22 protein-coding genes are annotated in these 22,312 nt (G+C 38.1%); 8 read left to right on the plus strand and 14 right to left on the minus strand.

Features of this window, described 5'->3' with window-relative positions:
- Window positions 1-81: 81 nt before the first annotated feature.
- On the minus strand, window positions 82-768 hold the full coding sequence (lolD, locus tag MKL32_RS07340; protein WP_075696265.1) for a lipoprotein-releasing ABC transporter ATP-binding protein LolD: 687 nt from the start codon (window positions 766-768) through the stop codon (window positions 82-84).
- A complete protein-coding gene (locus MKL32_RS07345) occupies window positions 761-1,996 on the minus strand; it encodes a lipoprotein-releasing ABC transporter permease subunit (protein WP_004959849.1) in 1,236 nt (411 codons plus the stop codon). The genes lolD and MKL32_RS07345 overlap by 8 nt, the downstream gene beginning before the upstream one ends.
- Before the next feature lie 25 nt (window positions 1,997-2,021).
- On the opposite strand from MKL32_RS07345, the gene MKL32_RS07350 reads away from it, so the two are divergent.
- Entirely contained in the window at window positions 2,022-2,594 is a 573-nt protein-coding gene (locus MKL32_RS07350) for a PilZ domain-containing protein (protein WP_126131762.1), read from the plus strand.
- A gap of 10 nt (window positions 2,595-2,604) precedes the next feature.
- Here MKL32_RS07350 and MKL32_RS07355 read toward each other — a convergent pair whose 3' ends face one another.
- Window positions 2,605-3,492 (minus strand): DMT family transporter, encoded by an 888-nt coding sequence (locus tag MKL32_RS07355; protein WP_270900363.1) that lies wholly within the window; start codon window positions 3,490-3,492, stop codon window positions 2,605-2,607.
- 7 nt (window positions 3,493-3,499) lie between these two features.
- Window positions 3,500-3,970, minus strand: coding sequence for a YaiI/YqxD family protein (locus MKL32_RS07360; protein ID WP_204378823.1), 471 nt, complete (start codon window positions 3,968-3,970; stop codon window positions 3,500-3,502).
- Window positions 3,971-4,197: 227 nt separating this feature from the next.
- On the opposite strand from MKL32_RS07360, the gene MKL32_RS07365 reads away from it, so the two are divergent.
- Window positions 4,198-5,136, plus strand: coding sequence for a hypothetical protein (locus MKL32_RS07365; RefSeq protein ID WP_004952931.1), 939 nt, complete (start codon window positions 4,198-4,200; stop codon window positions 5,134-5,136).
- Window positions 5,137-5,173: 37 nt separating this feature from the next.
- On the plus strand, window positions 5,174-5,317 hold the full coding sequence (locus tag MKL32_RS07370) for a hypothetical protein (protein WP_004913649.1): 144 nt from the start codon (window positions 5,174-5,176) through the stop codon (window positions 5,315-5,317).
- 58 nt (window positions 5,318-5,375) lie between these two features.
- On the opposite strand, the gene serC is transcribed toward MKL32_RS07370, so the two are convergent.
- A complete protein-coding gene (gene serC, locus MKL32_RS07375) occupies window positions 5,376-6,455 on the minus strand; it encodes a 3-phosphoserine/phosphohydroxythreonine transaminase (protein WP_004959857.1) in 1,080 nt (359 codons plus the stop codon).
- 345 nt (window positions 6,456-6,800) lie between these two features.
- On the opposite strand from serC, the gene MKL32_RS07380 reads away from it, so the two are divergent.
- The 4 genes from MKL32_RS07380 to MKL32_RS07395 are packed head-to-tail and all read left to right on the plus strand — an operon-like array spanning window position 6,801 to window position 11,662.
- Window positions 6,801-8,297: a TolC family protein gene (locus tag MKL32_RS07380; RefSeq protein WP_204378825.1), complete on the plus strand. Its 1,497-nt coding sequence runs from the start codon at window positions 6,801-6,803 to the stop codon at window positions 8,295-8,297.
- 12 nt (window positions 8,298-8,309) lie between these two features.
- On the plus strand, window positions 8,310-9,419 hold the full coding sequence (locus MKL32_RS07385) for an HlyD family secretion protein (RefSeq protein WP_039047279.1): 1,110 nt from the start codon (window positions 8,310-8,312) through the stop codon (window positions 9,417-9,419).
- 3 nt (window positions 9,420-9,422) lie between these two features.
- A complete protein-coding gene (locus MKL32_RS07390; RefSeq protein WP_039047280.1) occupies window positions 9,423-10,553 on the plus strand; it encodes an ABC transporter permease in 1,131 nt (376 codons plus the stop codon).
- Complete coding sequence (locus MKL32_RS07395; RefSeq protein ID WP_039047281.1) at window positions 10,550-11,662, plus strand: ABC transporter permease; 1,113 nt, start codon at window positions 10,550-10,552, stop codon at window positions 11,660-11,662. The genes MKL32_RS07390 and MKL32_RS07395 overlap by 4 nt, the downstream gene beginning before the upstream one ends.
- A 24-nt stretch (window positions 11,663-11,686) precedes the next feature.
- Here the strand turns inward: MKL32_RS07395 and gyrA are convergent, their stop codons facing one another.
- From gyrA to xerA, 5 genes are all read right to left on the minus strand, one after another.
- Window positions 11,687-14,419 (minus strand): DNA gyrase subunit A, encoded by a 2,733-nt coding sequence (gene gyrA / locus MKL32_RS07400; RefSeq protein WP_039047282.1) that lies wholly within the window; start codon window positions 14,417-14,419, stop codon window positions 11,687-11,689.
- Window positions 14,420-14,761: 342 nt separating this feature from the next.
- On the minus strand, window positions 14,762-15,277 hold the full coding sequence (locus tag MKL32_RS07405; RefSeq protein WP_126131931.1) for a DinB family protein: 516 nt from the start codon (window positions 15,275-15,277) through the stop codon (window positions 14,762-14,764).
- A 114-nt stretch (window positions 15,278-15,391) separates the two neighbouring features.
- Window positions 15,392-16,324, minus strand: coding sequence for an electron transfer flavoprotein subunit alpha/FixB family protein (locus MKL32_RS07410; protein ID WP_004913666.1), 933 nt, complete (start codon window positions 16,322-16,324; stop codon window positions 15,392-15,394).
- A gap of 17 nt (window positions 16,325-16,341) precedes the next feature.
- The gene (locus tag MKL32_RS07415) at window positions 16,342-17,091 is read right to left on the minus strand and encodes an electron transfer flavoprotein subunit beta/FixA family protein (RefSeq protein ID WP_004952901.1); all 750 of its coding nucleotides are present in this window, start codon (window positions 17,089-17,091) and stop codon (window positions 16,342-16,344) included.
- 437 nt (window positions 17,092-17,528) lie between these two features.
- On the minus strand, window positions 17,529-18,416 hold the full coding sequence (xerA, locus tag MKL32_RS07420; RefSeq protein ID WP_171053812.1) for a site-specific tyrosine recombinase/integron integrase: 888 nt from the start codon (window positions 18,414-18,416) through the stop codon (window positions 17,529-17,531).
- Between the two features lie 164 nt (window positions 18,417-18,580).
- Here xerA and MKL32_RS07425 point away from each other — a divergent pair, with 164 nt between their 5' ends.
- Window positions 18,581-19,192: a LysE family translocator gene (locus MKL32_RS07425; RefSeq protein ID WP_151959088.1), complete on the plus strand. Its 612-nt coding sequence runs from the start codon at window positions 18,581-18,583 to the stop codon at window positions 19,190-19,192.
- Between the two features lie 41 nt (window positions 19,193-19,233).
- Here the strand turns inward: MKL32_RS07425 and MKL32_RS07430 are convergent, their stop codons facing one another.
- The 4 genes from MKL32_RS07430 to lptM form a co-directional block, all read right to left on the minus strand.
- Window positions 19,234-19,836, minus strand: a complete 603-nt coding sequence (locus MKL32_RS07430; RefSeq protein ID WP_151959089.1) for an alpha/beta fold hydrolase — start codon at window positions 19,834-19,836, stop codon at window positions 19,234-19,236.
- Between the two features lie 73 nt (window positions 19,837-19,909).
- Complete coding sequence (gene dapF / locus MKL32_RS07435) at window positions 19,910-20,764, minus strand: diaminopimelate epimerase (RefSeq protein ID WP_004913683.1); 855 nt, start codon at window positions 20,762-20,764, stop codon at window positions 19,910-19,912.
- Between the two features lie 5 nt (window positions 20,765-20,769).
- Window positions 20,770-22,020, minus strand: a complete 1,251-nt coding sequence (gene lysA / locus MKL32_RS07440; RefSeq protein WP_151959090.1) for a diaminopimelate decarboxylase — start codon at window positions 22,018-22,020, stop codon at window positions 20,770-20,772.
- Window positions 22,021-22,062: 42 nt separating this feature from the next.
- On the minus strand, window positions 22,063-22,278 hold the full coding sequence (lptM, locus tag MKL32_RS07445; protein WP_004913686.1) for an LPS translocon maturation chaperone LptM: 216 nt from the start codon (window positions 22,276-22,278) through the stop codon (window positions 22,063-22,065).
- Window positions 22,279-22,312 lie beyond the last annotated feature (34 nt).

Below are 22,312 nucleotides of genomic sequence, written 5' to 3' on the forward strand. Positions count from 1 at the left end.
TTATAATTTAAGTTTTTGATTTTTCTGAGGACAAAATTAAAGCCCTTTTTCAGGGCTTTAACAAGTGATCATAGAAAATATTTAAGCATGATCAATCCATAAACCATCTTGCATATGCAAAATTGAATCTGCCGATTTTGCTAATTGCTCATCATGGGTCACTATTAGCATTGCCATATTGAGTTCTTTTTTTAGATCAGTCAGTAATTCAAAGATACTCAAAGCAGTTTTCCGATCCAAATTACCTGTTGGCTCATCGGCTAAAACTACCGCAGGCTTAGTGACCAATGCTCTGGCTAAAGCAACACGTTGGCGTTCACCACCAGATAACTCACCAGGTTTATGCTCCATTCGATGAGACAATCCAACACGATCAAGAAGATATTCAGCTTGTTTTTTCACGTCTTTATAATTGCTTTCACCACGCAACATTAAAGGCATAGCGACATTTTCTAAAGCAGAAAATTCAGGCAATAGATGATGGAACTGATAAACGAAACCTAAATACTGATTTCGCTTATAACCACGCTCAGCCTCACCTAAATTGTCAAAGCGTTGTCCTTGTAAAAAAACTTGCCCTTGTGTAGGTTGATCTAACCCACCCAAGACATGCAACAAAGTACTTTTACCTGAACCACTTGAACCAACAATAGAAACAAACTCACCTGCATTGACCTGCAATGACAAGCCCTTAATCACTTCAACTTTGGTTTTACCATCATCAAAATGTTTAAAAACATCTTTAGCTTCTAAGACAATTTTACTCATAACGCAATGCCTCAGCAGGTTGGACTTTGGCAGCACGTAATGCAGGATAGATCGTTGCCAAGAAACTTAATAATAAAGATACAGTCACAATCACGACAACATCTTGCCATCTCAAATAAGAAGGTAAGTAATGTACGAAATAGGCATCAAATAAGTTCAATCCAAGTGCTGTATTGAACCATGAAATAATGTCACTGATCGTAAGTGCAAGTGTTACGCCTAGAATCGTACCTGCAATCGTACCAATCACACCAATAACAGTCCCCTGCACCATGAAAATTTTAGTGATCATAGACGGTGATGCGCCTAATGTACGCAAAATTGCAATATCAGATTTTTTATCCGTTACAACCATGACCAAAGAAGAAACAATATTAAATGCAGCTACAACGATAATCAGTACTAGAAGCAAACCGACTAAAGTTTTTTCCATTTGAATGGCATTAAATAAGTTTCCATGCGTATACGTCCAATTCGATGCATAGAAATTACTTGGTAACTGACTGACAATTTCATCTGCCACCTTAGGAGCAGCAAAAATATCATCTAGTTTTAAGCGAACACCTTGAGCACCGTCAGGTAAACGCAATAATGTCGAGGCATCATTCAAGGCGATATAACCCACCATTGAGTCTACTTCTGCGCCAACACTAAAAATACCAACGATTTTAAAACGTTTAAAACGTGGTACTACACCTGCTGGTGATGGCGTTGCTTCTGGGAGAACGAGAGTGACACTATCATTTAAGCCTAAACCTAATGCATCAGTCATATCCTTACCGAGGACGATACCAAACTCACCCTTTTTTAATGCACCTAAGTTGCCTGCAACCATATGATTCTGAATGATTGAAACCTTTTTTTCATACTCAGGTTCAATCCCTGTCACCATAATACCTGCAACTTGCCCTTGAGCAGTCAACATCCCCTGTAATTGGGTAAATGGAGCCACACCTGTTACATGCGGATGATCCTCAACTTTTTTTACAAGCTCAGGCCAATCTGTTAGAATTTGAGTAGAAGAAACAGTAGCTTGGGGAACCATTCCAAGGACACGGTTTTTAAGCTCACGGTCAAAGCCATTCATCACAGAAAGTACTGTAATCAATACTGCGACACCAAGCGTTAAACCAATCATGGAAACCAAGGCAATAAAAGAAATAAAGTGATTACTCCGCCGAGCACGAGTATATCTCAACCCTATATACAGCGAGATTGGCTTAAACATACCATCTAGTCCGAGGTGATTTATTATGGAAAATTCACAACATCATCTTGTTGACGACAACACTGAACGTCGAGTGATGTCTCGTATTGATGCCGTGTTGAGAATCAACTATCAAATCATTCCTGATGACGTTGCACTGAATGATCCCTATGATTCTCACTTTGTTTTGCCACGCTATTTTCTACTACTTGCAGAATTAGATCAATTTGATCATGCGTTTCGCTACGAATTAGAACAATTAAATGAAAAAGATCAACAAATTGCTCGTATCTTATCCCTATTTAATCAAAAACTAAATTTGATTACAGGATCTTTCTACGACAATATCGTGCAATCCCTACTACCTGTACCAGAACAAGTAAATTTTTCTGAAAATGGACTCAGTTTTTTTAGCGCTCAAGATATTAACGAAGGTACATACATTCACATCACGCTTAGTCACCCAGAGAACTTCTTTCACATCGCAGCTACAGCGCAAGTCGCATATAGCAATCCAGATGAACAAGGAAAATTCCGTATAGGTGCATACTTTATTACTTTGAACCCTCAAGACAGAGCTAAATTGGCTGAAAGCATTCAACAGTCTGAAAACCCTTAAAAACTCATCGTTACATTCGGCGGTAAGCTCTCAAATCTTTGAGAAAATAAAGTAGTAAACCAAACAACACGATACTTGCACCAACAAAAACTTGTACTGATAGCTGCTCATCATTCAGAAAGGCACCGATCAATATTGCTAATAAGGGCGTCATCACAGTCGTTAAAGACAAAGTGGTCGGTTTGAGATTTTGTACTAGTTTAAAGTAGCAGAACATCGCAATCAGTGATGCCATGATCACCGTGTAGAATAAAGCCAGTAAAGATTTTGCAGAAGGCATCTGTGTTGGAACATATTGCAAAATCCAAGGCACGACAAGAATCGCAATCAAAGTCGAAACCAAAATTGATCCCGTCGCTTGTGCCATAGCTTGAATATTTGCATTTATCTTTTTGACTAAGAAAATCGAGAGTGAATATGCAAATACACTTACAATCATGAGTCCAATACCCAATGGTTGGACATGGTTCTGATTATCACTCAAACAAATCAAACCTAAGCCAATGATTGAGACAGCCATACCTAACCATTGCAATAATGCTAGTTTCTGCTGAAATCCAAAACGACCAATCAAACCAGCCATGATAGGTGCTAACCCAAACATCAATGCAATTAAACCTGAACTCAAGTAAGCCGTAGCCGCATACGTAAAAATCTGAGATCCGATTAAGCTCAATGAGCCTGCGATGTAACTCAGTATTGAAACTTTATCTACAGGAAATCTTACTTTTAAAATCAACAGGACGACGATGGCTAGTGGCAAAGCAATAAAGAAACGCAGTACTAAAGCCCACATGGGATGTAAATCAGATACACTCCAAACAATCGCCAATGGGGTCGTCGCCCATATAAAAACGAGTAATCCATAAGTTAGAATCAGATTTGTATGTGAGGGCATATCATACTCAAGAAGCGGTTTTACGTTTTTGCTTTAAAATGGTTTGGTCTAAAGAACTCGAAAACTCACGCTTATCTCTTTCAGAAATTGGAGGAGGTCCTCCTGTTTGAACACCAGCACCACGCAAGGTATCCATAAAGTCTCGAAGATGTAATCGGGCTTTTACATTTGCAGAAGTATAGATTTCACCACGAGGATGGATTGCAATTCCACCTTTCTCAATAACCTGTGCAGCTAAAGGAATATCTTGCGTGATTACAATGTCGTTTGGTTGCATACGTTCCACAATTTCCTGATCAGCACGATCTGCCCCACTCATAACCTGAATAGATTTGATTCGTACCGAAGGTGTAATACCGACATTTTGATTGGCAACGAAAGTTACTTCCAACTGATAACGATCTGAAGCACGAAGAATCACTTCTCTTAAAATCTTAGGCAAAGCATCTGCATCTACCCATAATTTGAATGGCAGCACGTAAGCGAAAGCTCATATAAATAAAATGCTAGTGTAGCAGATTGCTAGAAAAGTAGAGGGAAATTGAGCAAAGCAATCATTAAGACTCAATTGATTCGCTGTCTAAGTTTAAAACCCATTTTTTCACATAAATGAATTAATTTTATAGATTTACATATCGAGACTTGAAAAATCGATGTTACCCTCGATTTAATAGTATAAGTTCAATCTTTCCAGCATTACGATTTATGAAAATTCAAAACAGTCCAGAAATCATTACAATTCAAGATGAAAATTTCGGTAATCACGCTGAGCATTGGAACTTATTAACAGATAATCCTGCATCTGACGTACCTAAATGGTTAGGTCTGGCGTTAGATACTCCTGTTATGCCTATGGGATTGTGCACAGAAGAACATGAAATGGATCAATCATTTTGGTTGATTCAAGGTCCAAGTGATCAATCGATTGCAATTAATCAAATTATCGCTGTTGAAGATCAAAAACCACGTGCTTTAAAAACTGCATTTCCAAGTTTCCAAAGCCCGTATAAATACGATGCACAGATTGAACGAATTATTACCTGTAAATCTGCAACTCAAGCGGTATTAAGACTGAATTTAAATAAAAGTACGACTATTTATGCATTTGATAATTTATTTAGTGTTAATCGCTGTAAATATGACAAAGATGAAACTTATCAAGTCCAATTTAATGCTTGGGCATATGAATTAGAAGCGGTGTCAGAAGATGAAAAAATCATTGTGGATGACCCTGCTTCAATTAAACACCATCGTGCATTAAATGCTATTCTGGCTGAGCATAATGGAATTGCACCTGAAAACTTACAAGAATTGATTAATGCTTGGGAACCAAAAACGCCTGAAGATCAAGAACCTGTAACTGTCGACTTTTCTAAAATGGTCGCTTATTTATTTGGTGAAACATTAGGGCAAGAAGATGAGGCTTGGTTCCAAGGTAATATCGTTGGTAAAACTTCAATGCAATTTATGCAAGACGAATATACCCTTTACGATGTCACTTTAGTTTTAGAGGATACATTACCTGCAATATTAATCCGTATTGCAACCAAAAATGATTTGTATAAAAACTTTAACATTGGTCAATATATTCGCGGCAACCTATGGATTCAGGCGAATATTTATGCTAAAACTGCTATAAAGTGAAATAAAATCACATAAATAGCAATTTTTAGGCGTTCTAATGAAAATTATACCAGAACAAACGACCACCAGTCTTATTCATTCAAGTGACCAAGGCCTTAAACTTGATGTTGGTGCTTTTTGCTTTTTTCTACTTGGTATGTTTTTAGCAGCACTTATTTTTCATCAAATTGGCATTTTCTAAAAATTTCATTCTTGTAAAAAAGCCCTCATTTTAGAGGGCTTTTTTTATTTGTCAGCGATTAACCATGGCGTTTTGCAAAATCATCCATAAAGTTAACTAATGCCTGTACACCTTCAAGTGGCACAGCATTGTAAATACTTGCACGCATACCGCCTACTGAACGATGTCCTGCAAGGTTAAGCAAATGTTGCTGCTCCGCTTCTTTTAAGAATGTCTTTTCCAAAGCTTCATCAGCAAGCGTAAATGGAACATTCATCATTGAACGATTTGGAAGTGCAATCGGGTTGTTATAGAAATCACTCGAATCAATATAACCATAAAGCAGTTTTGCTTTCTCTTGGTTGACTTTGTAGATCGCATCCACGCCACCTTGTTCAAGTAGCCATTCAAAAACTAAACCAGATAAATACCAAGCATAAGTGGCTGGAGTGTTAACCATTGAGCCATTTTTAGCTTGATCGTTATATTTCAAAATGCTTGGAATTTCAGGTTTTACTTGATCCAACAAATCATCACGAATAATGACTATCGTTAATCCTGCAGGGCCAATATTCTTCTGAGCACCCGCATAAATTAAACCAAATTTACTTACATCTAGCGGAGCAGACAAAATACTTGATGAGAAATCACATACCAATGGCTTTTCAACATTTGGAACACCTGCAAACTGTAAACCACCAATCGTTTCATTATCTGCATAATGTACATATGCAGCATCAGCAGATAAGTTCCAAGTTGCTTGGTCTGTAATTGCATGCTTACCATCAATCAAAGTACCCGCTTCGATCACATTAATGTCACCGTAACGTTTTGCTTCTTTCAACGCTTTTTCAGACCAAATCCCTGTATGGATATAATCAGCTTTATTATTTTTACCCAACAAATTTAATGGAATCGCTGAGAATTGAAGGGATGCCCCACCTTGAAGAAAAAGTACTTTATAATTTTCAGGAATGTTCATGAGCTTACGTAAGTCAGCTTCTGCCTTTTCTGCAACAGCAACATAGTCGTTACTACGATGACTCATTTCCATGATCGACAAGCCTTTCCCCTGCCAATCCAACATTTCCTGTTGAGCTTTTTCTAAAACGGCAGTAGGTAGTGCAGCAGGACCAGCGCAGAAATTATAAGCACGCATGAGTTTTCCCTTGTGAAAGTGAAACAAATTGAGATGGGAATTTAATCATAGATTGGCGAAGCTTGCAGCAGCTTATCGCTTAAATATTTAATTTTATCTGCAAAATTTTTCGTTCATTCAACTATTTCTTTTTTTAAATACATTCAATTTCAGTGATTCATTATTTTGTTTTATTCAAGTGAATATGATTATTTCATTGAATCCAGACTAGATTAAAAACTCTAATTTTTACAATTTAACTACACCAATTCAAGTTGTATAACTATTTAATTAAAAACATAATATTTTAATTTTACAAAAAGAACTTAGACTAACGCGAGTATGATTAAATTGCGACAAACTCAAATGTTGAAACAAAATAATCGACCAAATTTAAGGGTCAAACGGTTTCAAAAAAAACTAAGTATGTGTATCCATATAATCACATGCAGCTTTTTTACAAGTTCAATATTTGCTCAAACTATTAGCTATAGTGAAGCTGAGCAATATATCGTTGAGAATGCATATAGCACACAAGCACAAAGAGCCTTAAAACAATCAGCTCAACTCGAAATGGATGCCATAAAAAATCTTGGGCTCCCCCGTATTGATCTCAATGCAACTGCCTATTCATTTCATAGTGAAACTAGCGTCCCATTAGAGTCAGGCAAACGTCGTTTAGAAAACTCACTTACACGTGGATTTGATGATAAGCTTTCTCAATGGGAAAACGTATTATCACCAGAAGTCATTGATCAAATGAGCCAAGGTTTTGATCAAGTTGTTAGTGATGGTCTAAATAAAGTACCCAATAATGTTGATGTAACCGTCAAAGATCAGGATGTAAGAACTTCAGTTTCTATGGTTATGCCATTATATACAGGAGGGAAAATCTCAAGTGCCAAGCAAATAGCGACTTTGCAGGCTCAACGCTCAACAATTAGCGAGAAACAACAGCAAGATGCTCAGCGTTTTGAAATGATCCAAGCTTATTTTAATGCCCAACTACAACAGCAGTTAGCCAATGTCAGCCTATTTAATTTTAATGCGATGCAACAGCATTATAACAATGCCCTAAAACTTGAAAAACAAGGGTTTATTAATAAAGGACAACGTATGCAGTTTGAGGTTGCCTTAAATAATGCTGATCGGGCTTATCAAAACGCACAATCTAACCTACAAGCAAGCTTGTTTAGTTTAAAAAATTTACTCCAAACCAGTGATCGTCTTAGCTTAAGCACGCCATTATTTGTAAATACCACTCAAAAAAATGATTTAGAAACTTTTCTTAGCAATTATGATCAAAACTCAAGTTTAGTAAAAAAATTACAGATGGATACCCAACTGGCAAATGAAAATATCCGTATCCAGCAAGCAGCCAAAAAACCAAGTGTATTTGCGTTTGGTGAATACGGGTTAGATGATAAAGAAAATTGGATTATCGGCGTGATGGCGAAATACAATTTATTCTCTGGTATTGATAAAAATAAAAATATTCATGCTGCTGAATTGAAACGGTATGCAGCAGAAATGATGACTGAACGTACAAAACAAGAAATCGAAAATATTTTATATAAATCATATAGTGAGTTGAATGCAGCTCAAACAAGTCATCAACTCTTAATCAAAAATACTCGTGCAGCCGAAGAAAACTTACGTATTCAACAATTATCTTTTAAAGAAGGTATGGGAACAGCAACACAAGTGATCGATGCACAAAATGCGCTGAATGCTTTAAAAGGTGAAATGGCGATAAATGCTTATAAATACATATTATCTTTAGCAACATTATTACAAAGCTACGGTTCAATCGAAGAATTCAAGCTTTATGTGAACCAACCTCGTACGGATTATATTCGTTAATTGGAGTACATCATGAATCAAAATATTTCATCACCCAATGTAGAAGATAATTCGAATAACGAGATTGTCGAAAACTCAACAGACAGTCAAGTTGATCAATCTAAAACTGATTCAGGTACACCATCACCACCTTCAAATAACGCAAAAATAAAAATCCTGATCGTCATTATTATCTTATTACTCTTGAGTTTGATTGCTTTTGGCTTATGGAAAGCTTATCAACCAAAATCAATCGAGTTACAAGGGCGAGTAGAAGCTGAAACTGTTCATATCAGTACCAAAGTTCCTAGTCGTATTGAAGAATTCTATGTCACTGATGGTCAAACAGTAAAAAAAGGACAAGCTCTTGTTCGTTTCGTAAGCCCTGAACTTGATGCAAAAAAAGAACAAGCTCAAGCAGCATTACAAAGCGCACTCGCTTTTCAATCAACAATTTATAGAGGTTCTCAACAAGAAAACATTGATACGCTATACGCTAACTGGCAAGCATTGAAGACCCAAGCTGACCTAGCTGCAACGACTTACAAACGAGGTGAAAACCTTTATCAACAAGGTGTTATCTCTCGTCAACGACGAGATGAAATGCTTGCAGCTCAAACCTCTGCAAAAGAAGCCGCTGAAGCAGCTTACCAACAATATGCACGCGCCAAACGCGGCAGTACAGAACAACAAAAATCAACCGCTGATGCTCAAGTTGCTATTGCTCAAGCCGCGGTGAATGAAGCAAATGCTTTAACTGCCGAAACAAAACTTTATGCGCCAATTGATGGCACTGTGTCCAAAACATATGGTAAACCAACTGAATTTGTTGCTACTGGTGTACCTGTAGTCAGCATCCTTGAAGATCAGGAATTATGGGTCAGTCTCAATGTAAGAGAAGATATCTACAACTCAATCTATAAATCAAAAACCTTAGAAGGCTTCATTCCTGCATTGAATCAAAGTGTCACATTTAAAGTAAAGAAAATCGATGCTGAGGGTGAGTTTGCAACGATAAAAACTACGCGACAAACAGGTGGATATGATATTCGAAGCTTTAAATTCCATCTAAGCCCTACAGAAAAAATTCCCGATCTCAAAGTTGGGATGAGCGTTTTATTTAATATCGAAGAGGCAAAGTAACACATGCTTGCCATAATGCTTCGTGAAATACGCTATTTAAAGCGCTATAAAGCTGATTTATTTATGGCAATCATCGCGCCATTATTGGTCATTATACTTTTTGGCAGCATGTTTTCAGCTGGTAAACCTGATCACTTACCCATCGTTGTGATTGATCAAGATCAAAGCGAGATGAGCCGAAAAGTTATTCATGCTTTGAGCGTGAATCACACTATAAAAATTAAAACGATTACAACCAGTCAAGATGAAGCAGAACAATTAATCAATCAAACAGATGCTTGGGGTTTTGTATTTATTCCTGAAGGTGCTGAGCAGCGCTTAGTTAGTGCACAAGATGCACAAATTAGTATTGCTTATAATCAATCTTTCTTTAGCATTGGAAATACAATCTCATCAGCGATGTTGATCAGCACCTTAAATGGAATTGCTGAATATATGGGAGATGATTATTTGTCAAATACCATCCCCTATATAGAAATGCCTACACCTCACATAAAAATATCCACTTTATATAATCCTAATATGAGTTATGAACTGTTCTTGGAGCCATTTATGGTGCCAGCAGTTTTACATTTATTATTATGCTGTTGTGTTGCTTTTGCAGTTGGACAGGAATTTAAACGTAATACATTCAATCAGTGGGTTACTGGTGGAAATGCAATCCACACTTTACTCGGTAAATTATTAGTTTATGTACTCATTTTTTGCTTTTGGACTTGGTGTTGGATGTTTTGGCTATCGAATATCCGAGGTTATTTCATAGCAGGTTCCATCTGTTTAATCCTTACCGCTCAATTTTTCTTGTACTTCGCCTATGCCGTCATTAGTAGTTCTGTAGTATTGGCGACGCAAGATCTGGCAAAAACCTTTGGCTTTTTAGCTTTGTATGGTGGTTCTTCTCCTAGTTTTTCAGGAATCACCCTCCCCCTAAATAATGCACCTGTATTTACTCAAATTTGGTCAATGCTGATTCCCTATACACCTTATGCAAAGTTACAAACTGAACAATGGGTGATTGGCAGCGATCCAATAGTTTCACTTATTCCACTTTCTATCTTAATTGCTTTCTCAGCATTGTTCTTCTTTGTGAGTATTCGCTTACTTCGAAAATTGACTCAGGAGCAATGCGTATGAAAAAATTTTTAAATTATTATCTGCAAACCTTTAAAAATATTGCAGCAAATACCTCAATTTTCACCACGCTCATTGCTGCTGTCATTTTATATAGTTTTTTCTATCCAACTGCTTATAAAGCACAAACAGCGGAAGATATTCCGATTGTTGTCGTAGATGAAGAGCAAAGTGTTTTAAGTTCGAAAATCATTAGCCAAGTTTCAAATAGTCCTCATGTGAAAATCATGACAGTAACTGATAATTTCTTAGAGGCAAAAAAATTAGTTCAAAATCAGCAAGCAGAAGGTATTTTACTTTTACCCGACAATCTGACCAATAGCATCACACGTGGTGAAATGGGAGGCATAGGTCTATATTTAAGTACAGCTTATTTCATTCAAACGAAAGAAGTTGGCATAGGTTTAGCAGGTTCTATTGAAGCAACCTTACAAGAGTTTTTGGAAAAATTCGGTGATGCAACTCCTTTTAAACCAGAACTTTCTATTCATCAAATTCCGCTCTTTAATACATTATCTGGATATGGAAGTTATATTTTTCCCGCTGTTGCGAGTTTAATCATTCATCAGACGCTGTTATTAGGTCTGGCTATGTTGATTGCGAGCTATCGTGAATCAGGTTGGATCGCAAAACCAATCGAGTTTTGGGCAACTTTTACAGCAATTCTCACAATAGGTTGTCTTGGTTGTTTATACCTCTTCGGTTTTACATTTTGGCTTTATGACTATCCCCATGGTGGAAATTTCTGGGGAATGCTGCTTGCAACGCCAGTTTATGTAAGTTGTATTATCGGTCTAGCGATGCTGGTTGGATCTTTGGTGGATATGCCTGAACGTGTAGGACATTTAATTGTTGTCACCTCCGTTCCTCTTTTCTTATTAACAGGTACTGCTTGGCCACACGCAGCTATGCCTGAATGGATGCAATATTTAGCTTGGACTCTTCCATCTACACATGGTGTTCAAATGTTTGTGCAATTAAATCAGATGGGTGTACCTACAGCAATCGTGATACCTAAACTGATTTATTTAGCAACTCTTGGTGGAATCTTATTGGCTTGCTCTTATTATCGTTTAGTCATGCTAAAGCCAATAAAAAAGGAAGCTAATTAGCTTCCTTTTTTAACAACTTATCACTTAAGCTTCTGGAGTATCATCTTTAGGTTCTACTAAAGCTTCCTCAGAATTTACTGCATCAAGCTCAGTATTTTCTACTGATTGCTCTATAGTCTCTAACTCTTCGTCTTCTTCTACAGCTTCAATAGATACAACACCAACTAATGTTTCAGCGTCACTCAATCGAATCAGACGAACACCTTGTGCGTTACGACCTGTGGTTGCCACTTCTGCTGCACGTGTACGAACCAAAGTACCACCATCAGAAATCAACATCAGCTCTTTGGTTTCATCAATCGATACAGCACTGATTAACTCACCATTACGCTCACTCGTTTTAATCGCAATAACACCCTTACCACCACGTTTCTTGGTCGGGAAGTCATCAACTGGGGTACGTTTACCATATCCATTTGCACAAGCACATAACACCTCACCTGTTTCTGGAACAACAACAAGTGAAACAATACGGCTTACAACATTTGAATCAGAAGAATCGTCATTATCATCGCTGTCATCATTTTCAACTTCAGCATCTTCTACGTCGATCGTGTTACTTGCAAAACTAACACGCATACCACGTACACCTTTCGCAGTACGTCCCATTGCACGAACATCTGTCTCAGCAAAGCGAATCGCTTTACCTTCATTTGAGAACAACATGATCTGCTGATTACCATCCGTAATCGCAACACCGATCAAGGTATCTTCTTCGTTTAACTCAATAGCACGTAAGCCATTAGAGCGAACATTACTAAACTGTTCTAACTCAACACGTTTAACCGTACCTGATGCCGTAGCCATAAACACATAGTGATTTTCAGGGAACTCAGTCAACGGTAAGATCGCGGTAATTGTTTCATTCGCTTCCAAAGGTAACAAGTTCACCATCGGGCGTCCTTTAGCACCACGAGAGGCTTGAGGTACCTCAAACACTCTCAAGCGATAAACTTTACCAACATTGGTAAAGCACAATACTGTCGCGTGGTTCGATGCAACAATCAAATGCTGAATAATGTCATCATCTTTCATTGAGGTTGCAGATTTACCACGACCACCTCGACGTTGAGCTTGATAATCCGAAAGTGGTTGCGTTTTGGCATAACCTGTTTGAGAAACAGTGAGTACCACTTGTTCTTCAGGGATTAAGTCTTCACGACAGAAATCAACACCAGATTCAACGATTTCTGTACGACGTGCATCACCATACTGTTGCAGGATTAAAGCAAGTTCTTCACGAATTACGCTCATCAATAAATTAAAGTCATTTAAAATTGCTGTTAATTCAGCAATTTGACCTAAAATCTCAGTATATTCAGCGTGTAACTTATCTTGTTCAAGACCCGTCAAACGATGTAAACGTAATTCAAGGATCGCATTCACCTGTGTTGGTGATAAACGATAAATATCTCCTGACAGACCAAATGGACGTGCAGGATCTTCCCCTTCAATTTCATCTGGGCGAACTGAAATAGCGCCAGCTTTTTCTAGAAGTGCGACAACACCACCACCAGCCCATTCACCAGCCTGTAAACGCTCACGCGCTTCACTAGGATTGGCAGAAGTCTTAATGGTTTCAATAATCGCATCAATATTCGCTAATGCAACAGTCAAACCTTCTAAGATATGCCCACGTTCACGTGCTTTGCGAAGCTCATACATGGTGCGGCGTGTCACAACTTCTTGGCGGTGACGGATAAATGCCGCAATAATATCTTTAAGATTCATCAATTTTGGCTGACCATTATCTAGGCAGACCATATTGATGCTGAAAGAGTTTTGCAGTTGGGTGTGTAAGAATAAATTATTTACAATGACTTCCGCGTTTTCGCCACGCTTCAAATCAATTGCAATACGCATCCCTTCCTTATCTGACTCATCTCGAAGTTCAGAAATTCCTTCAAGTTTCTTTTCTTTAACCAGTTCAGCTATACGCTCAATCGTTTTTGCTTTATTGACCTGATATGGAATTTCAGTAAAGACGATAGTCGTACGACCCGTTTTCTGATCTTCTTCGAAATGATACTTACCACGGATATGAAGACGACCTTTACCTGTACGATAAGCATCTACAATACCTGATTTACCGTAAATAATACCGCCAGTTGGGAAGTCAGGACCAGTAATATGCTCCATCAATCCTTCAATAGAAATATTCGGATTATTGGCATAGGCTAAACAAGCATTGACGACCTCAGTCATATTATGCGGCGCCATATTGGTCGCCATACCCACTGCAATACCTGTTGTACCATTAACCAAAAGATTAGGAATACGAGTTGGCATCACTTGCGGAATACGCTCAGAACCGTCGTAGTTATCTTCCCAATCAACCGTGTCTTTTTCTAAGTCGGCCAAAATTTCATGGGTAAGCTTTTGCATTCGGACTTCGGTATAACGCATTGCCGCCGCACTATCGCCATCGACAGAACCAAAGTTACCTTGACCATCGACCAACATATAACGCAAGCTAAAATCTTGAGCCATACGAACAATCGTTTCATAGACTGCACTATCACCATGAGGGTGATATTTACCGATTACATCACCCACCACACGAGCAGATTTTTTATACGCTTTGTTATAATCATTGCCCAATTCGTGCATTGCGAATAATACGCGACGATGAACAGGTTTGAGACCGTCTCTCACATCTGGCAATGCACGAGATACGATTACGCTCATTGCATAATCTAAATATGAATGCTTGAGTTCGTCCTCAATGGCAATCGGTCTGATTTCCGATACGCTCATGCATACTCCTTGTTTACAGATAGAAACATCTACCTGTTTTTATGTCTTCAATCTTGCAAAAATTTAGCTCAAAAAGATTGAACTAAAAATAAAAAATACAGCGAAAAATTATAGCATAAACAACCAACTAACAGGGAGTTAAACCCATTGAAAATAGCATTTTTTTACAATAAAAAATTGATTAGAATTAGTAAGTTAAAAAATATTTTTTGATTGTGAACTTTCAACAATATTTTTTTAATGTGGTGGCTAAAATACGAGCAAAAACATCATAAAATTTTAATCTTAAAATCATTACTTCACGTCGATTACGAATTAAAATTTATAATCATTTTTATGTAATTAGCGATATAAATCTACTTGCTCTCTTTGGAAATATATTAAATCCAATGCTAATGAAATGCCTGTTATTTGAAAAATCATGCTATGCAGCTGACCACGGTGATGGGTCTGATGATTAAAGACATGCGCGAGCACTTCAATAAGAGGCTCAGTATGGCGCTGCCCGTGTCGTGTGTAAGAAATGGTACCATGAAAGGCTTCATCATTAAGCTGCTGTACGAATGCAATCATGCTTTGATCTTTAAGGAATCTCGCATTAGTGAGCGAATCTAAGTCTGCATGAACAATCTCATCTAAAGCATACTGAGACTGCACTACCCCATGAATACGCTCGAACCATAAAATATCAGCGACCAATATATGATTTGCTGTACGAAACAATGACTCGAAATAAGCCCCACAATTTTGATTGATTTCGTCTTCATTTAAGTCTTTTGAAACAGAGAATAATTTTTGATTCGCCCAAGCGTTATAATTTGCCAACATCAAAAAATATTTTTTAAAACTATAACTCATTAATTAGATCCATTTTTATTATTATTTTTAACATAAAAAAGCGCTCCTGAGCAGAGCAGTAAAGCATCGCTTTAACCGCCTGCGCAAGAGCGCTTTAAACTTTAATTCAGTGAATTAAAGTTTAGATACCAATTCTGGTACAACAGTGTTCAAATCACCAACTAACCAGTAGTCAGCAACGCTGTTGATTGGTGCTTCTTCGTCTTTGTTGATAGCAACAATAACTTTAGAATCTTTCATACCAGCTAAGTGCTGGATCGCACCAGAGATACCGATTGCCATGTATAGATCAGGCGCAACGATTTTACCAGTTTGACCAACTTGGAAGTCGTTAGGTACGAAACCAGCATCAACTGCTGCACGTGATGCACCTTGTGCAGCACCAAGCTTGTCAGCTAATGGGTCAAGTACTTTATGGTAGTTCTCACCAGAACCCACACCACGACCACCAGAAACAACGATACGCGCAGCAGTTAATTCTGGGCGATCAAGTTTCACGATTTCTTCACTTACAAACTTAGAAATACCAGCATCTTTCACCTCAGCAACAGCTTCGACTACAGCAGAACCGCCTTCAGCAGCTACAGCATCAAATGCTGTAGCACGAACTGTACCTACGATAATCGCTTCATCTGATTGAACAGTTGCAATCGCGTTACCAGCATAGATAGGACGCTTGAAAGTATTTGCAGATTCAACAGCAATGATGTCTGAAATCATGCTTACGTCAAGAAGTGCAGCAACACGTGGAAGAATGTTCTTACCAGTTGTTGTAGAAGCAGCTAATACGTATTTGTAACCTTTCGCTAAATCCGCAACTAAAGCAGCTACGTTTTCAGCCAATTGGTTTGCATAAGCAGCATTGTCAGCAAGTAATACTTTGCTCACACCAGCAACTTTAGCAGCAGCATCAGCAACTGCTTGAGCGCCAGAACCAGCTACTAATACAGTAATATCACCACCGATTTTTTGAGCTGCCGCAACAACGTTTAAAGTTGCACCGTTAAGTGTCTGGTTGTTGTGATCAGCGATAACTAAAATACTCATGATTGTATCCTTCTGTATTAGATCACTTTCGCTTCGTTTTTCAATTTTTCAACAAGCTCGTCTACAGACTTCACTTGTACGCCAGCTTTACGTTCAGCAGGTGCTTCAACTTTAACAGTTTTAAGTTTAGTACCAGTTGCAACGCCATAATCAGCAGGAGATTTAGTATCAAGCGGCTTCTTACGAGCTTTCATAATGTTTGGAAGAGCAGCATAACGTGGCTCATTCAAACGTAAGTCAGTTGTGATGATTGCAGGAAGTGCAAGCTCAACAGTTTGTAAACCACCGTCGATTTCACGAGTAACTTGAACTTTACCGCCGTCAACTTTAACTTCAGATGCGAAAGTACCTTGACCAGCACCAAGTAAAGCGCCAAGCATTTGACCTACTTGGTTAGAGTCGTCATCAATTGCTTGTTTACCAAGAAGAATAAGTTCTGGTTTCTCAGCATCAACAACGCCTTTGAGGATTTTAGCAACTTCTAGAGCACCAATTTCATCAGCAGTTTCAACTAAAATACCACGGTCAGCACCTAAAGCCATTGCAGAACGGATTTGTTCTTGAGCATCTTTAGGACCCACTGAAACAACAACGATTTCAGAAACTGTTCCTTTTTCTTTTAAGCGAACCGCTTCTTCCACTGCGATTTCACAGAATGGGTTGATTGACATTTTAACGTTAGTAAGGTCAACCCCACTATTGTCCGGCTTAACACGAACTTTAACGTTGGCATCAACCACACGTTTTACAGCGACAAGAGCCTTCATGTAATCCTCGGCTGTTCTAAGCAAGTAAATGTAGTGAAGAGTATTCTAACTCTTCGTTTGAAACTTTTTAGGTGCCCTATCTTGCAATGTATTTGGCATTTCGGTCAAGTCACAATTTCTGCTCGGGGTATAAAAAAGATGAAATGCTCAGTTCACTTATTGTAGTTGTTGATGTAATTGAATTGCTGTGTATTTAACAGGATATTCATTAGACTTTGATTTTTTTAATATTTTAATATAATTCAACAACCTAAATATCGACTATTTTTTAAATTTGATGGATCTGTAACGGATCATTTCGAGCAAATCAAATCCCCTTTTAGACTTCAAAAAATATTGGCAATAAAGTAAGAACCCAAAACCGACATGATTCACTCTCATCACATTTTAATAGTCGCTTATTAATCACCCAACTTTGCAACATAATATAACCAAATTTAGTCTTTTTGAGCCCGTGGATGGGTTTGATCATAAACTCTTGCCAATTGATCAAAATCAACATGTGTATAAATTTGTGTAGTAGACAAATTGCTATGTCCTAACATTTCTTGCACTGACCTTAGATCACCACTTGCAGATAACATATGACTGGCAAAACAATGTCTCAACAAATGAGGGTGTAAATCAACATTCACTCCAGCTCTTTGTGCTTGTAGCTTGACCCGATTCTCAATTTGTCGAGGGGTAAGTCGATTACCACGTTGTGAGATAAAAACAGCACTATCTAAGTTAAATTCACCTTGCCAGATTCGATAAATTTTCAGCCATTCAATTAGACTATCTTTCGCTTTCTGACCAAACGGAACGATTCGAGTCTTATTGCCTTTACCTGTAATTCTTAACAATTGACGATTGAAGTCGATATCTTTAATCATCAAACCTTGTAATTCAGCGAGCCGCAGTCCACTGGAATAAAGTAATTCCAGTATCGCTTTGTCACGCAGCCACAACTGCTGTTCAATTGGTTTATCTGGTGGAGCTTGGTCTAAAATTTGATGTACAGTTTCAATATCGACCATACCTGGTAAGGGTCTAGGCTGTCTTTTTAACTTAAAATCTTCTGATGGATTTTGTTGTAAATATTGTCCTTGTTCAGCCCACTTCATAAACTGGCGTATTGAGGTCAAATGACGTTGCAAACTGCTTGAACTCAACTGATCTTTTTCAACACGATTTGCCAAATATTCACGTAAGTCAGATGCTTCAATATCGTATAAAGCTAAACTCTTGCTGTCACAAAAGTTAAAAAAATCAGTAAGATCACGTTGATAAGCTTCAATCGTATGTTCTGACTGATTTTGAATAATTCGTTCTTTTAACCACATTGATAGCAGTTTTTCAGGAGCTTCCAAGCTATATTCTCTTGTTTGCATGTGCTATTTATAGCGTAGTTTAACAAATTTCTATTCATTAAAGATTATACAAGCATCGAAGATGAACAATTGATGTAATACAATAAATTTCATGTTTCGATCGGTGGCTTTATATAATGCTTACTCTTATGATCCCTTACCTGATTGCAATCACTTTACTGACCATTACACCTGGATTGGATACAACTTTAATTATTCGCACAGCGACTATTGAAGGAAAAGCTAAAGCCTTTCAAGCAGCTTTGGGTATCACGCTAGGCTGTATTGTTTGGGGTGTAGTTGTTGCATGTGGGTTAGGTGCGCTTTTAATGACTTCTGATTTGGCATTTAACATGCTGAAATGGATGGGAGCAGCCTACTTAGCTTGGCTTGGTTTAAATTTACTATTGAAACCACGAACTCAACTTGCAGATATAAATGTTACGACGAATACTCAAAATTGGTTTGTTAAAGGTTTTTTGGGAAACTTACTCAATCCTAAAGTAGGTGTCTTTTACCTCTCCTTTCTTCCTCAATTTATTCCTCACACTGCTTCTCCTGTGATTTGGACGATGGGCTTAGTCATGATCCATGTTGTGATTGGGATTATTTGGTCTATCATTTTAATTTCTGCGATGCAATCAATCTCTGATTACTTAAAACGACCAAAGTTTATCAAGTATATGGATCGTATTACTGGCAGTATTTTTATACTGTTTGCCTTAAAACTAGCATTTAGTAAAAGATAATCAATCCAATAATGTGTTTGTGGAACACACTCGACATAAAGCTAAATAGTTTCTAAAAACTTATTAATTTGCAACGCGACTTCATTGGCACATTTTTCTGCCAACTGATGATCACCACTCTCGACAATATATAAATCAGATTTTTCAATTAAATGATTTAGATACTTACCTACCTCAACGGGGTTAATTGGATCATGATCACCCCAAATCAATAAGGTTTTGATATCTATCGAGGTTATGAATTCATCGTAATTGATGCTGGTTGTGATAAACCAGTTCGGATATTCTGCGTATTCTTGCTGATAAAATTCACGCCAATCTTGAACCTGAAACTGATCTAAATTGACCCCACCCGAGGTTGCAATCAAGATTAAACCTTTTATTAAACAGGTTTTTTCTAGTGCAGCTTTGATCACAAAGATTCCACCCATTGACTGTGCAATTAAGATTGAAGGTTGTTGAATCTGCTCAACAACATAATCACTCAAATCATCAAAACTATTTATATCAGGATGTGCAGCCACACCATGGAAACTTGGATAGGCAATCACTTGCTTGGTGTAGGTTTCGGGAAGTTGTGCAATTAAAGGATACCAAAATTGTGTATTACCTGAAGCGCCTGCAAGAAAAACCAAGTTATTCATTATTGTCCTTGAGACTTATTATTCTTAGAGATAAACACCCTACTAATTGCAAGGTGTTTATTTACCACTCAATTTAGCTTTGGAAATATCTTAAATCCAGACGCGCATCATAAACATGCGTGGTTGGACCTGTCATCCACACCACATCGCCTTCACGCCAAGCTATATGTAATTTCCCACCCGCTAACTGAACTTCAACTTCATTAGCGAGTAAACCACGGCGCATACCACTGACAGCAGCGGCACAAGCACCTGTACCACAAGCTAAAGTCTCACCTACACCACGTTCAAACACACGTAAGCGAATATGTTTTTCATCAACGATTTGCATAAAACCAGCATTTACTCTTGCTGGAAAACGAGCATGTGATTCAACTTGAGGACCGATTCCTGCAACATCAGCCGTTAATACATCTGGCACGATCGTAACCGCATGAGGATTTCCCATGTTAACGACATCAATGTTGATGCTTTTATTGTCAGCAAGACCCAGTTTGTAAAGACCTTCAGTGTCTTCGTGTTCATCCGTTAGGAATGGAATCTCAGCTGGAAGAAACTTCGGCGGACCCATGTTGACACGTACCCAACCATTTGCTCCCAATTCAGGCTCTACAATACCTGCTTTTGTTTGCACACGAATCTTGGTTTTAGTCGTCAGTTGGCGCTCATGTACAAATCGAGCGAAACAACGCACACCATTACCACACTGTTCAACTTCAGAACCATCCGCGTTAAAAATACGGTATTTAAAGTCAGCATCTGGAAAATCAGGCGGTTCAACGATAAGTAACTGATCAAAGCCCACGCCAAAATGACGATCAGCTAAACGCTGAATCGTGACAGTATCTAAATAAGCGCGTTGGGTGACAAGGTCAACAACCATAAAATCATTGCCCAAACCATGCATTTTGGTAAATTCTAAATACATCCAATTTACTCCTCAGGCAATAAACGTTCTTTTTCCCAAAGTGATTCGATGGTTTCACGCTCACGTATTAAATAAGCTTGATCACCACTGACCATCACTTCAGCAGCACGACCACGTGTATTATAGTTTGAGCTCATTACAAAACCATAAGCTCCAGCACCCAATACTGCTAAGACATCATTTTCTTGCAGCGCTAAATCACGCTGTTTCCCCAAGAAATCACCTGTTTCACAGATCGCACCGACCAAATCCCATGTTTTTACTTCAACATCAGAATGTGGGGCAACAGATTGGATATCCATCCATGCTTCATATAAAGCAGGACGAATCAAATCGTTCATTGCAGCGTCAATAATTGCAAAATTTCGATGATTCGTTGGTTTCAACAAATCAACCTTTGTTAATAATGCACCTGCATTTGCAGAAATACTACGACCAGGCTCCATATAAACTTTCAAACCTAGTTTTTCTAATACAGGGCGCATCGCATTTGCATATTCAGCAACGGTTGGCGGTGTTTCATCTTTATAGCGCACACCTAAACCACCACCAATATCAATATGTTTGAGGTTGATGCCTAACTTTTTCAACTCTTCAATCATTAAAACCACACGATCAAGCGCATCAACGAATGGCTTGGTCTCAGTCAACTGTGATCCAATATGACAGTCGATCCCGACAATTTCTAAGTTTGGAAAAGACGCTGCGTATTGATAAGTTTCATACACTGTATCGCTTGGGATACCGAATTTATTTTCTTTCAAGCCTGTTGAAATATAAGGATGCGTCTTTGCATCAACATCTGGATTGACACGCAATGAAATCGGAGCTTTTTTTCCAAGTTTAGCTGCAACTTTCTGAATACGATCAAGTTCAGCATAAGATTCAACATTGAAACAAGCGATGCCAACATCTAATGCTTTTTCAATGTCTGCTTCTGACTTACCCAAGCCTGAAAAAACGATCTTCGCTGGATTACCACCAGCTGCAAGAACACGGGCAAGCTCTCCACCCGTCACAATATCAAAACCAGCACCTAGTTTTGCCAATACATTAAGAACAGCTAAGTTTGAGTTTGATTTCACCGCAAAACAGATTTGATGATCAATAAAATCAAAAGCACGATCCATATCTAAATAATGTTTTTCCAAAGTTGCTTTGGAATAAACATAGAGTGGCGTGCCGAATTGCTGCGCGAGCTGATCAAGTGAACATTGCTCAGCATGCAATACGCCATTAATGCGAGTGAAACTCATGAAGATGTCCTTATTTACAAACTTAAGGTGAGATGGTTTTGACTACTGTGATGATGATGTTGAGTTTTCAACTTGAGTATCATCATCCTTTTGATCAGATGAGCTTTGAGATTGCGATGCATCATTTTTGTAAAGCAAATACTTTGCTCTTTTATCATGGTTTGGATCAGACGGTAACTGTAAAGCACCAGATTGACCACACGCTGTTAATACAATACTGCTAAACAATAAACTGATCGAACAAATGACTTTAAGCATCTGAGCACCTAATTTTTACAATTCGGAGCAGTAT

This window comes from Acinetobacter sp. AOR34_HL (assembly GCF_027854795.1).
In the GTDB taxonomy this organism is placed as follows: Bacteria; Pseudomonadota; Gammaproteobacteria; order Pseudomonadales; family Moraxellaceae; genus Acinetobacter; species Acinetobacter junii.